Below are 12,755 nucleotides of genomic sequence, written 5' to 3'. Positions count from 1 at the left end.
ATGAGTGATCCGACAGAAGACGACGGTCAGGGCATACCGGCGCCCGAGGGGGCGTCGGACCTTATCGACACCGAGTACGAGATCGGTCAGGACAATATCGACGGCTCTGTCGGGCCGTTCGGTTTCGACATTCACAACCCGGTCTTCATGATTTCGGGCATCGCGATCGTGGCCTTCGTGTTCTACACGCTGGCGCTGCCGGAGCAGGCCGGGTCGGCCTTCAGCTGGCTGTTCAGCGCCGTGACCAAGGGCTTTGACTGGTTCTTCCTCGGCGCGGCGAACATCTTCGTGCTGTTCTGCATCCTGCTGATCGTCACGCCGCTGGGCAACGTGCGGCTGGGGGGCAAGGAGGCGAGGCCCGATTACACCTACGTGGGCTGGTTCGCGATGCTCTTTGCCGCGGGCATGGGCATCGGCCTGATGTTCTATGGCGTCTCGGAGCCGATGAGCCACTACAGCAGCTCCGTGGGGGGCGTCTCCTACTCGGTGGATTACACCGGGCCGATGCCGGAAGGTGAGGAAGACACGCCCGAGGGCTGGGCCGATCGGGAGAGCTTCGATGCGGCCACCGGCATTTCGGGCGCGACGCCGGCCGATGTGCAGGCCAAGATCGACGCCGCCGTGCCCGAGGGGCAGGCGGGGCTCTTCTCTCCGACACAGGGCCGCACCGATTGGGCACCATTGGGCGCGGCTGCGGGCAACCAGGAAGAGGCGATCCGCCTCGGCATGGCCGCGACCATCTTCCATTGGGGCCTGCACCCATGGGCGATCTACGCCGTGGTGGCACTGGCGCTTGCGCTCTTCAGCTACAACAAGGGCCTGCCGCTGACGATCCGCTCGGCCTTCTACCCGATCCTGGGCGACCGGGTCTGGGGGTGGCCGGGCCACGTGATCGACACGCTCGCGGTCTTCGCCACGCTTTTCGGCCTGGCGACCTCTCTGGGCTTCGGTGCGACACAGGCGAATGCCGGTCTGAATGAGCTCTTCGGCATCCCCGTGGGGGCGACGACCGAGGTGATCCTGATCTCGGCGATCACCGCCATTGCGCTTGTCTCGGTGGTTCGCGGCCTTGACGGCGGGGTGAAGGTGCTCTCGGAGATCAACATGGGGCTTGCCGCCCTGCTGCTGATCTTCGTGCTGCTTGTCGGCCCGACCCTGGCGGTGCTCACCGGCTTCGTCGATTACCTCGTGGCCTACTTCCAGTACTTGCCGCAGCTCTCCAACCCGGTCACCCAGACCATCGCCGGAGACGCCGGGCGGGGCGACGTGAACTTCTCTCAGGGCTGGACGTCGTTCTACTGGGCCTGGTGGATTTCCTGGTCGCCGTTCGTGGGCATGTTCATCGCCCGCGTCAGCCGGGGCCGCTCGGTGCGCGAGTTCGTGATCTGCGTGTTGCTGATCCCGTCCCTCGTCTGCGTGCTCTGGATGAGCGTGTTCGGCGGCGTGGCGATCAGCCAGGTTGTCAACGACGGCTATACCGATGCGCAGGATGCGGCACTTGCCTTGCAGCTCTTCAAGATGCTCGACGTGCTGCCGCTGGCAGCGATCACGAGCTTCGTGGGCATCGTGCTGGTGATCGTGTTCTTCGTCACCTCCTCGGACTCCGGCAGCCTCGTGATCGACACGATCACCGCGGGCGGCAAGGTGGATGCGCCGGTGCCCCAGCGGGTGTTCTGGTGTGTCTTCGAGGGGGCGGTGGCCATTGTGCTGCTGCTCTCTGCGGGGGGCCTTGGAAGTCTGCAGTCGATGGTGATCTCCACCGGCCTGCCGTTCACGATCGTGCTGCTCATAATGTGCTGGGCGATCTTCCGGGGGCTTCAGGCCGAACGCAGGATCTGACCCAGGCGCAGAGCCAACCTGATGCGGCCCCGTCCGGAGCGATCCGGGCGGGGCCTTTTCATTGCTTGGTTTGAGATCTCCGCCGGCTGTGTCAGGCTACCGAGGCGCGCAGGCGCGTGTTTGCACAGGTTTAGGGGTGTTCGATGCGAGGATTGATCTGGACGCTGGCGGGGCTGTTCGCCGCAGGGCCGCTGCTGGCGCAGGAGGAGGGCGGTGGCGCGACGTGCGAAGCGGTCTTCGCCGATCTCGCCAATCGCTTCCCGGTGACCCTCGAGCAATGCGAGCCGCAGGAGGTCAGCTACAGCCTCGAAGACTGCACACCTCCCACCAGTTTCACGCCGGGCGCCGTGACCACCCACATCATCTTGGCGATCGACGCCTCGGGCTCGATGGCCGGAGCGGCGGGCAGCCTGTCGAAGATGGAGGCCGCCAAGCGCGAGGGGCGCAGCTTTCTGGCGGACGTGCATGAGGACATTGCGGTGGGGCTGATGGTTTATGGCCACAAGGGCACGAACCAGCCGGAGGGCAAGGCCGAGAGCTGCGCCGCCCGCGAGATGGTGCATGGCTTCGATGCCCCGCGCGACGCGTTGGAGGGCGCCATCGCCGCCCTGCGCCCTGTGGGTTACACGCCGATTGCCGGCGCGCTGGAAGAGGCGGGCCGCATCATCGCCGCGCTGCCCGAAGGCGCGCAGGAGGGCGAGGGGCCGGTGCCGGTGGTCTACCTCATCTCCGATGGCGAGGAGACCTGCGACGGAGACCCTGTGGCGGCGGCCAGGGCGCTGATCGAGGGCGGGGTAAAGACCACGGTGAACACCATCGGTTTTGCGGTGAACGCCCAAACCGAGGCGCAGCTTCAGGCCATCGCCGAGGCGGGCGGGGGCACCTACTATCCTGCCGAGGACGCGAGCGCCCTGCAACGCCAGCTCGATGCGATCAAGGAGGCGGAGAATTCGCGACACCGCCACGCCTATTGCGTCGACCTGAACGCGGGCAGGATCGCGGCAGCGACCAACAACGAGGTGCAGCGGATCACCGCCTGCTATCAGCAGAACGGTCCCACGGCCCTGCGCGGAGGCACCAACGCCTTCTTTCGCGATGCACAGCGTGAAGGCCGCCCCGAGGCGGCCTGCGCGGGCAAGGTGCAACTCATGGTGACGCGGCACCTGAGCGACAGCTCGCGCTGGCTGGCGGATCGGACGAAGGCCCTGAACGACAAGGCATTGGCCGAGGTGCAGGCCTACCGCGAGGGCGCGGGGCTCGGAGCGGAGTAATCGCCATCCGTGCCGCTGGTGAGGGGTGAGGCCCGCCCCGGCATGCACCCGTGAGGGGCGGCGACCATGCGTGCTGCGGCGGTGAGGTTTGTGTGCAATCCGCATTCATTGAGCGGGCATCTGCTCATTTGAGGGGCGTTTGCGCGGATTTCATGCGGTTTTCCGCCGGGGTGTGTCACGCTCGCGTTACTTGAGCGTCGTCGGTCCGGCAGGCTCAGGGCAAGGACACCGCGAACATAAACACAAGGAGACGCGGACGATGGGATTTCTGGACACGATCTTCAATGTCATTAACGACCTCACCTGGGGCTGGGCGCTCGTGCCTTTCCTCGTGGTCCTCGGATGTTTCTTCACCGTTGCCAGCGGCTTTGTGCAGTTTCGATTTTTCAGGCGCATGTTCAACGTTCTGACCGGCACGAATGAAGACAACGATCCGACCAAGATCAGCGCCCGCGAGGCGCTCTTCGTCTCGGTCGGGGGGCGCGTTGGCGGCGGCAATATCGCCGGGGTGGCGGTGGCGATCACCGCCGGGGGCCCGGGCGCGGTGTTCTGGATGTGGGCGATTGCGCTGGTGGGCATGTGCTCGGCGCTGATCGAGGCCACGCTGGCGCAGCTCTACAAGCGCACCGAGCCGGATGGCAACTACCGGGGCGGCCCGGCGCGCTCCATCATCCACGGGCTCGGGGCCAATTATCGCTGGCTGGCGGTGATTTACGCGGTCTGCCTGATTGCTTCCTTCTCCATCGGGTTCAACGCCTTCCAGGGCAACACGGTGGCGGGCGCGGCGCTCGACAGCATGAACATCCCGCGCATTGCGACGGGCGTGGTGCTGGCGGCGGCGACGGCCTTCATCGTCTGGGGCGGCATCCACCGGATCGCCAAGGCGGCCGATGTCATCATCCCGCTCATGGCCTTCATGTATATCGCCATGGCGCTGGTGGTGATCGTGCTGAACATCGGCGGGCTGCCCGGCGTCATCACCGACATCGTGGCCAATGCCTTCGGCTTTCGCGAGGCAGTGGCGGGCGGCATGGGCGCGGCGATTGCCAACGGGCTGCGGCGCGGCCTCTTCTCCAACGAGGCGGGCCTTGGCTCGGCGCCCAACGTTGCGGCCACGGCCTATGTGAAGCACCCGGTGAGCCAGGGCATCACCCAGAGCTTCTCGGTTTTCATCGACACGATCATCATCTGCTCCTGCACGGCCTTCGTGATCCTGCTGGGCGATGTCTATCAGCCGGGCGCTGAAGGCGTGGACGGGGTGGCGCTGACCCAGCAGAGCATGGTGAACCACGTCGGCGGCTGGGCGCAGTACTACCTGACGGTGGCGATCCTGCTCTTCTCGTTCAGCTCGATCATGTACAACTACTACCTTGGCGAGAACGCGCTGAGCTTCATGACGGGCAGCCCGATGGCGATCCAGGTGCTGCGCTGTGCCATTGTCGGCATCGTCTTTCTGGGGGCAGTGGCCCCGGGGGCGACTTTCATCTTCAGCTTCTCCGACCCGATGATGGGCATTCTGGCGGTGGTCAACCTGCTGGCGCTGGCGATGCTCTTCCCGGTGGCGGTGCGGTTGATCAACGATTTCCGCGGGCAGTTGAAGGCCGGGGTGAAGATGCCGGTGTTCGATCCGGCCAAGTTCCCCGACCTCGACACCGATCCGACCGCCTGGCCGGATGCGCCCAAGGCCCCGGCGGAGTAGTCGGCACGACGGCAAGACAAGCCGTGCCCGGAGCGATCCGGGCGCGGCTTTCGTTTGCGGGCCGGGCAGAAAGAGTGACCCATCCCGGGCTCTGATGCGTTAGGTCATCAGACGTATGAAGGAGCCCCCATGACCCGCACCACCATTCTCTGGCACCGCCGCGACCTGCGGCTTTCCGACCTTCCGGCGCTGACGGCGGCACGGGAGGCCGGCGCGGTGATCCCGGTGTTCATCCGCGAGCGCAAGGTGGATGCGCTGGGGGCGGCGGCGGCCTGGCGGATAGGGCTTTCGCTGGAGGCGCATGGGAAAGAGCTGGAGGGCGTGGGCTCGCGGCTGATCCTGCGCGCGGGCGATGCGCTGGAGGTGCTGCGGGCGCTGGTGAAGGAGACGGGGGCGGAGGCTGTCTATTGGTCTCGTGAGTATGACCCGGTGAGCATCGAGCGCGACAGCGAGGTGAAGGCTGCGCTGCGCGAGGATGGCGTGGAGGCGAAGAGCTTCCCCGGCAAGCTGCTCTGGGAGCCTTGGGAGGTGAAGACGGGGCAGGGGACGCCGTACAAGGTGTTCTCGCCGATGTGGAAGACCATGAAGGGCGAGGCGCCGGGAGAGGCGTGCCCACGCCCGCGCACGCTGGACGCGCCGGGGAGCTGGCCCGAGAGCGAGAGCCTCGACGACTGGGCACTGGGCGCGGCCATGCGGCGTGGGGCCGGCGTGGTGTCGCGCCATGCAGTGGTGGGCGAGAAGGCGGCGCAAGAGCGTCTGAGGGACTTCGTGACGGAGCGGATGCACAACTATCCCAAGGGGCGTGACATGTTGGCCGAGCACTGGACCTCGGGCCTCAGCGAAAACCTGACCTATGGCGAGATCTCCCCGCGCCAGTGCTGGAACGCGGCAGAGGGCGAGGGCAGCGAGACCTTCCGCAAGGAGCTGGCCTGGCGCGAGTTCGGCTGGCAGCTGGGCTTCCACTTTCCACATATGTTCGAGCGGGAGTGGCGCGAGGAATGGAGCCGTTTTCCGTGGAAGGACGATGAGCGCGCCGCCGAGGTGAAGGCATGGAAGCAGGGGCGCACCGGCGTGGAGGTGGTGGACGCGGCGATGCGCGAGCTCTACGTCACCGGCACCATGCACAACCGGGCCCGGATGATCGTGGCCAGCTACCTTACCAAACACATGATGACCGACTGGCGCGTAGGCCACGACTGGTTTGCCGACACTCTGATCGACTGGGACGAGGCTTCGAATGCGCTGGGCTGGCAATGGACGGCGGGCTGCGGACCGGATGCGGCGCCCTATTTCCGCGTGTTCAACCCGGCGAGCCAGGCGGAAAAGTTTGACGCGAGGGGTGACTACCGCGCGCGCTGGCTCGGCAAGGGCGAGGACGCCCGGAGTTTCTACGACGCGGTGCCGAAGCGCTGGAAGCTGGAACCGGGGCAGGACCGGCCCGAGACGCCGGTGGTGGGCCTCGACGAGGGGCGCAAGGCGGCGCTGGCGGCCTATGAGAACCGGGATTTCTGAGCACGCGACAATCGCACCGTGGGCCCGCAACCGTCGCCGCTTTCCCGCGCTCTCGCCTTAATTCTGCCCGCTTCTCATGGTGCATTCGCCCCATTCGAGGGGCCATTCCGGGCCCTGCCATCGTCATGGAGTGCCCCATGCCCACCGCGACTAAGTTGATGTCTGCCCTGGCTTTTGCCGTGCTGGCCTTCTTCGCTTCGGAAGTCTTCAAGCCGCTGCTGCCCGAGGGCACGCAGACGGGGATGCTTTCGATCGTCAACGCGGGCATCGGCTTCATCTGTGGCTGGATGATCATGGGCCGGCTCGCCGGGCGGGGCGTGTTTGCTGCCGCCGGGGGCGGGGTGCGCACCTCGCTGGCCATGGCCTTCTGGTGCCTGCTGTTCTGGTCGGTCTGGGACATGCTGCGGGAGTCCACCCGCCCGGGCACCTACGCCGGGCCGATGGAGGCGATCAACGGGGCGTTTGGCCTGCTGTTCGACAATGCGCTGCTGATGCTCTCGGATGCGAGATTGGCCTTTACCCTCGCGGAGGGAACCTATTTTCTGCCGCAGGTACCGCTGCTGCTGGTCATCGGCGGTATGCTCTGCGGCTGGTTCGCGGAGTGGACCGAGGAGCGCTCCGCAGACGCAGGCAAGATCGCCTGACCCGGCGGCCTGCGCCCTCCAGCACGGGGCGCGCGGGCGAGGCAGGAATGGTCGACATCTTCATTTACGGAACGCTGATGCACATGCCGCTGCTGCGGGTTGTGCTGGGCGCTGATTTTGACGCCGTGGACGTGCAGCCCGCACGGCTGCCGGGCTGGCGCGTGGAGGCGGTGCCGGGGGAGGTCTACCCAATGGTGCGGGCCGATCCGGAAGGCGTGGCCGAGGGGCTGCTGTTGAGCGGGCTCACCGAGGAAGCCCTGGCGCGCGCCGACTTCTACGAAGGGCTCGACAACTACGGCTACCTGCGCAAACCGGTGGAGGTGCAGACCGAGACCGGCACGGCGCAGGCGACGGTTTACGTGCCTGTGTCGGAAGATGGCCAGCGCGGCGCCCCCTGGCTGCTTTCGGACTGGGAAGCGCGTTGGGGAGAGCTCTCGGTGCTGGCCGCCGAGGAGGTGATGTGGTGGATGGGCCGCGCCTCGACCACGGAAGTGGGCAAGCGCTACGGTGTGATCTGCACCCGGGCGCAGGCCCGGCTCAACGCGCGCCAGACGGCGCCCACCACCCTGCGGCGCGCGGCGCAGGAAGGAGATGTGGAGGTGGTGGCGCTGTCGCGGCCCTACGCGGGCTTCTTCGCGGTGGAGGAATACGAGCTGATCCACCGCCGGTTCGGCGGTCGCCCAAGTGCGCAGATGCATCGGGCGGCCTTCGTCTCTGCCGATGCGGCCACGGTGCTGCCCTATGATCCGGTGCGCGACCGCGTGATGCTGGTGGAGCAGCTGCGCACGGGGCCGCTGGCGCGCGGCGATGCGCAGCCCTGGGTGCTTGAGCCCATCGCCGGACGCGTCGACCCGGGTGAGACGCCGGAAGATTGTGCCCGCCGTGAGGCGCAGGAGGAGGCCGGGCTGGAATTGCATCGCCTCATCCCGATTGGTGGGTATTATCCGAGCCCGGGCGCCAAGAGCGAGTTCCTGCATGGGTTCATCGGGCTGGCCGAGTTGCCGGACGGTGTGGCGGGCCTTGGCGGTGCAGAAGACGAGGGCGAGGATATCCGCGCGCACATCGTGGGTTTCGAAGCGGCCATGGCGCTGGTCGAAAGCGGCGAGGCGAACATCGGCACGACGCTGATCTCTTTGCTGAAGCTTGCCGGCCTGCGGGACGGGTTGCGCACCCCTGCCTGACGAATTGTCACGAACATTCTTCCCTCCCCAAAACTCTTTGTGAAAACGTCTTCTCACGCGTGGGCCGGGGCGAACCATGTCGTGCTATAAAGGGGTTTCGTGGGCCAGCGTCCTGCCGCCTCCACCCCGACCGCTGTTGACCTTGCGGGCCGGGGGCCTATCAAGTGGGAAAGTGCCCGCAGAGGGGCCAAAGGAAGGACGCCTGCTATGGATATCAAACCCGATCTTGCCGCCGCCGTGGGCAACACCCCGCTGATCCGGCTCAACAAGGTGAGCGAGGCCACGGGCTGCGAAATTCTCGGCAAATGCGAGTTCCTGAACCCGGGCCAGTCGGTGAAGGACCGGGCAGCGCTCTATATCATCAAGGATGCGGTGGAGAAGGGCATGTTGCGCCCCGGCGGCACGATCGTGGAGGGCACGGCGGGCAACACCGGGATCGGGCTGGCGCTGGTGGGCGCCTCGATGGGCTTCAAGACCGTCATCGTGATCCCGCGCACCCAGAGCCAGGAAAAGAAGGACATGATCCGCCTTGCCGGTGCCGAGTTGGTGGAGGTGGATGCCAACCCTTACCGCAACCCGAACAACTATGTCCGTTACTCGGGCCGCCTTGCCGAGCGGCTGGCGCAAAGCGAGCCCAACGGCGCTATCTGGGCCAACCAGTTCGACAATGTGGCCAACCGGCAGGCCCATATCGAGACCACCGGCCCCGAGATCTGGGCACAGACCGAGGGCAAGGTGGACGGGTTCATCTGCGCGGTGGGCTCGGGCGGCACGCTGGCGGGCGTGGGCATGGCGCTGCAGCCCAAGGGCGTGAAGGTTGGCCTGGCCGACCCGATGGGCGCGACGCTTTACAACTTCTACACCCACGGTGAGCACAAATCCGAGGGCAGCTCGATCGCCGAGGGGATCGGGCAGGGGCGTATCACCGCCAACCTCGAAGGCTTCACCCCGGACATGGCCTACCAGATCCCCGATGACGAGGCGCTGCCTTACGTCTTCGACCTGTTGGAAGAGGAGGGCCTGTGCCTTGGCGGCTCATCGGCGATCAACATCGCGGGCGCGGCGCGGATGGCGAAGGAGATGGGGCCGGGGCATACCATTGTGACCGTGCTGTGCGACTACGGCACGCGCTATCAGTCGAAACTCTTCAATCCCGAGTTCCTGCGCGAGAAGGAACTGCCGGTGCCGGGGTTTCTGACCCGTGGCACCCGCGATGACATGCCGGATGTCACGGTCGAGGCATGAAAGTGATCGGGCGCTTTCTCCAGATCGGGCTGCTGCTGGCCAGCCTTGCCATCGCCGGGCCGGGCGGGCTCTCGGCGCAATCTCTCGCTGAAGACATCGTCAACGGCACCGGTGCGGCGGGCGGCAGCGCCGCGAACGTGGAGCCGGTGAGCGAGGACGAGCAGGTTGTGCCGCCGGTCACCGATGCTTTGGAGACCGCCTCTCTCAGTATCGAAGGCGGGCCCGATTACGAGGCGTGGGAGCGCGTCGCCAACCAGGCCGAGGATGTGCTCGACGGAGGGGGTGCCTCTTCTGTCGCGCTTGAACAGCTGCGCGACCGCCTGACGGAATGGCGGGCGGAGTTTCTGGAGGCGCAATCGGCCAATTCCAGCCGGATCGACATTTTGCGCCGCCAGATCGAGGCGCTTGGTCCGGCGCCTGCTGAGGGCGAGGAGGAAGCCGCCGAACTGGCAGAGCGCCGGTCGGAGCTGAACTCTCAGCTGTCCCGTTTTCTCGTGCCGATCCGTGCCGCCGAGGAAGCCTATATCCGGGCCGACGGGCTGATTGGCGAGGTCGACGCTGTGTTGCGCGAGCGTCAGACGCGGGAGTTGCTCGACGTGGGCCCGAGCCCGCTGATCCCGGGCAATTGGGTCGAGCCGATGGGCGAATTGCTGAGCGTGCTCGGCACGCTTGAAGCAAACCTGCTCAGCAGTTGGGAAAACGAGATTCAACAGGCGGCGCTGCGCAAGAACGCGGCACCTGCGATCATCGTCGCCCTGATCGGGCTCATCCTGGTGATCAAGGGTCGCGGCTGGAGCATGGCGCTCTCGCAACGGCTGCTCACCCGAAAGAATCGCCAACAGCGCACGATGACCTTTGCCATGCTCGTCTCTGTCGGCCAGCTCCTGCTGCCACAGCTGGGCCTTGTGCTGATTGTCCTGGGCCTGACGATTACCGGCATCGGCGGGCTGTTGACCGACAGGATCCTGCAAACCATTCCGGTGATGGGCATCCTTATTTTCGGCGCGCGCTGGCTTGGCTTTCACAGCTTCCCGAAGATGGAGATCCTGCCGCCGCCGCTGGAGCATGACGAGGCGCAGCGGCGCGCGGGGCGCCTTTGGGCCACGCTGGCCGGTGTGTCAGGTGCGCTGAGTGCGCTGCTCTTCTCGCTCACCGCCTTCTCGGGGATCAGCGAAGAAGCGGCCACCTTCCTCAACGTGCCGGCTGTCTTGCTGGGCGCGCTGGCGCTGTTCCGGCTGGGGCAATTGCTGGTGGCGCATGGCCGTGGCAACGGCGAAGAGGCGGCGGAGATAGATGATGCGACGTCCAAGGGCTTTCGCGCCCGGGTCGTCCACCTGCTTGGCCGCGCGGCGATTCTGCTGGCGCTGGCCGGGCCGGTGATGGCGGCGCTGGGCTACCTGAAGGCGGCGGATTATCTCGTATCGGCGCCGCTCTCGACCCTGGCGGTCCTGGCGGTCGTTTCGCTCTTGCAGCGCTTCTTCTCGCATCTCTATGCGCTCTTCTTCGGTCGTCAGGCCGATGGCACCGATGGGCTGGTGGCGGTGCTGCTCTCCTTCGTCATCATGCTGCTGGCGCTGCCGATCCTCGCGCTCATCTGGGGCGCCCGCGTGGCCGACCTGACGGAGCTCTGGGGGCGTTTCATGGCCGGGTTCACCATTGGCGAGAGCACCATCAGCCCGTCGAACTTTCTGCTCTTTGCCGTGGTTTTCGTGCTGGGCTTCATGCTCACCCGCCTGCTCCAGGGGGCGTTGCGCACCTCGGTGCTCCCCAAGACGAAGATCGACACCGGCGGGCAGACGGCGATCCTCTCGGGCGTCAGCTATATCGGCATATTCCTGGCGGCCGTGGTGGCAATCACCGCGGCGGGGATCGACCTGTCGTCGCTCGCCATCGTCGCCGGTGCGCTCTCGGTCGGGATCGGCTTTGGCCTCCAGACCATCGTCAGCAACTTCGTCTCGGGGATCATCCTGCTGATCGAGCGGCCTATCTCCGAGGGCGACTGGATCAGCTCGGGCGGGGTGATGGGGATCGTGAAGAAGATTTCGGTTCGCTCGACCCGGATCGAGACCTTCGACAGGACCGATGTGATCGTGCCCAACGCGGACCTCATCAGCGGGCAGGTGACGAACTACACCAAAACCAACATGTCCGGCCGCCTGATCGTGCCGGTGGGCGTGGCCTATGGCTCCGACACGCGCCGCGTGGCCGAGGTGCTTCAGAGCGTGGCCGAAGAGCACCCGATCGTCATCCTAAACCCGCCGCCGCAGGTGGTGTTCACCGGGTTCGGGGCCGACAGCCTCGACTTCGAGATCCGGGTGATCCTGCGCGATGTCTTCTCGATCATCGACGTGCAGACGGAAATTCGCCACCGCGTCGCCGAGCGCTTTGCCGAAGAGGGCATCGAGATTCCCTTCGCGCAGCGTGACCTGTGGTTGCGCAACCCCGAAGCGCTGGGCGACGCCATTCGCGGCGCGCGCGAAGGCGGCGCGACGGTGGAGGCCGAGCCGGTGGTGCCGGGCACCGAAGCCAAGCCACCAGAGACGCCCGAAAGCCCGTCCCGCGCCGCGGCTCGCGTCGGGCTGACGAAAGATGACGTGGACGGCGCGGATGGCGACGGTGGCGGCGGCGGAGGAGGCGACAGATGACCCTGCATCTTTACCGGGACGATCCCTACATGCGCGATGCCAAGGGCACCGTCATCGCGCAGACCTCGGAAGGTGGCGTGGTGCTGGATGCCACCATCTTCTATCCCACCGGCGGAGGGCAGCCCGGTGACGCGGGGATGCTGCACTGGGAGGGCGGCCAGTTGGAGATCGCCACGGCGGTAAAAGGCGAGGGGGACCATGTGGTGCTGGTGCCCGCCGGGCCCGGCCCGCTGCCCGAGGTGGGCTGCGAGCTGCGCCAATCGCTCGACTGGGAGCGCCGCTATGCGCACATGAAGATCCACACCGCGCTGCACCTGCTGTCGGTCGTCCTGCCCTTTCCGGTAACGGGCGGCAGCATCGGGGCCGAGAAGGGGCGGCTGGATTTCAAGATGGAAGAGCCCATCGAAGATCGCGATGCCGTGGAGAAGGCGCTGAATGATCTGGTGGGGCGCGATCTGCCGGTGAGCGAAGACTGGATCACCGAACAGGAGCTGGACGCCAGCCCGGGCCTCGTGAAGACCATGTCTGTCGCCCCGCCGCGTGACTCGGGCAAGGTACGGCTGGTGCGGATTGGCGAAGGTGAGACCCAGGTGGACCTTCAGCCCTGCGGCGGCACTCACGTGGCCCGGCTGGGCGAAATCGGGGCGCTGAAGCTCGGCAAGCTGGAAAAGAAGGGCCGGGAAAACCGTCGGGTGAACATCACCTTCGTATGATCCCGT

General features: G+C 66.4%; 9 protein-coding genes. All 9 read left to right on the top strand.

Annotation, left to right across the window (positions count from 1 at the left end; genetic code table 11):
* On the top strand, nt 1-1,839 hold the full coding sequence (locus tag DYI42_RS07030; protein WP_213545224.1) for a BCCT family transporter: 1,839 nt from the start codon (nt 1-3) through the stop codon (nt 1,837-1,839).
* 143 nt (nt 1,840-1,982) lie between these two features.
* Entirely contained in the window at nt 1,983-3,110 is a 1,128-nt protein-coding gene (locus DYI42_RS07025) for a vWA domain-containing protein (protein ID WP_213545223.1), read from the top strand.
* 259 nt (nt 3,111-3,369) lie between these two features.
* Complete coding sequence (locus DYI42_RS07020) at nt 3,370-4,809, top strand: alanine/glycine:cation symporter family protein (RefSeq protein ID WP_213545222.1); 1,440 nt, start codon at nt 3,370-3,372, stop codon at nt 4,807-4,809.
* A gap of 129 nt (nt 4,810-4,938) precedes the next feature.
* Complete coding sequence (locus DYI42_RS07015; RefSeq protein WP_213545221.1) at nt 4,939-6,321, top strand: cryptochrome/photolyase family protein; 1,383 nt, start codon at nt 4,939-4,941, stop codon at nt 6,319-6,321.
* Between the two features lie 137 nt (nt 6,322-6,458).
* Complete coding sequence (locus DYI42_RS07010) at nt 6,459-6,965, top strand: TrgA family protein (RefSeq protein WP_213545220.1); 507 nt, start codon at nt 6,459-6,461, stop codon at nt 6,963-6,965.
* A 47-nt stretch (nt 6,966-7,012) separates the two neighbouring features.
* Nucleotides 7,013-8,146 (top strand): NUDIX domain-containing protein, encoded by a 1,134-nt coding sequence (locus tag DYI42_RS07005; protein ID WP_213545219.1) that lies wholly within the window; start codon nt 7,013-7,015, stop codon nt 8,144-8,146.
* 207 nt (nt 8,147-8,353) lie between these two features.
* On the top strand, nt 8,354-9,391 hold the full coding sequence (locus DYI42_RS07000) for a cysteine synthase A (protein WP_213545218.1): 1,038 nt from the start codon (nt 8,354-8,356) through the stop codon (nt 9,389-9,391).
* The gene (locus DYI42_RS06995) at nt 9,388-12,036 is read left to right on the top strand and encodes a DUF3772 domain-containing protein (RefSeq protein WP_213545217.1); all 2,649 of its coding nucleotides are present in this window, start codon (nt 9,388-9,390) and stop codon (nt 12,034-12,036) included. Before DYI42_RS07000 ends, DYI42_RS06995 begins: the two co-directional genes overlap by 4 nt.
* On the top strand, nt 12,033-12,749 hold the full coding sequence (locus DYI42_RS06990) for an alanyl-tRNA editing protein (RefSeq protein WP_213545216.1): 717 nt from the start codon (nt 12,033-12,035) through the stop codon (nt 12,747-12,749). The genes DYI42_RS06995 and DYI42_RS06990 overlap by 4 nt, the downstream gene beginning before the upstream one ends.
* The last annotated feature ends 6 nt before the right edge of the window (nt 12,750-12,755 follow it).

It is taken from the genome of Vannielia litorea (genome assembly GCF_018424695.1).
Taxonomy (GTDB): domain Bacteria; phylum Pseudomonadota; class Alphaproteobacteria; order Rhodobacterales; family Rhodobacteraceae; genus Vannielia; species Vannielia litorea_A.
This window is presented reverse-complemented; position numbering and strand designations above follow the sequence as displayed.

Coding starts and splice junctions, on each gene's coding strand:
- DYI42_RS07030 (WP_213545224.1), top strand. CDS start 1: ATGAGTGATCCGACAGAAGACGACGGTCAGGGCATACCGGCGCCCGAG.
- DYI42_RS07025 (WP_213545223.1), top strand. CDS start 1,983: ATGCGAGGATTGATCTGGACGCTGGCGGGGCTGTTCGCCGCAGGGCCG.
- DYI42_RS07020 (WP_213545222.1), top strand. CDS start 3,370: ATGGGATTTCTGGACACGATCTTCAATGTCATTAACGACCTCACCTGG.
- DYI42_RS07015 (WP_213545221.1), top strand. CDS start 4,939: ATGACCCGCACCACCATTCTCTGGCACCGCCGCGACCTGCGGCTTTCC.
- DYI42_RS07010 (WP_213545220.1), top strand. CDS start 6,459: ATGCCCACCGCGACTAAGTTGATGTCTGCCCTGGCTTTTGCCGTGCTG.
- DYI42_RS07005 (WP_213545219.1), top strand. CDS start 7,013: ATGGTCGACATCTTCATTTACGGAACGCTGATGCACATGCCGCTGCTG.
- DYI42_RS07000 (WP_213545218.1), top strand. CDS start 8,354: ATGGATATCAAACCCGATCTTGCCGCCGCCGTGGGCAACACCCCGCTG.
- DYI42_RS06995 (WP_213545217.1), top strand. CDS start 9,388: ATGAAAGTGATCGGGCGCTTTCTCCAGATCGGGCTGCTGCTGGCCAGC.
- DYI42_RS06990 (WP_213545216.1), top strand. CDS start 12,033: ATGACCCTGCATCTTTACCGGGACGATCCCTACATGCGCGATGCCAAG.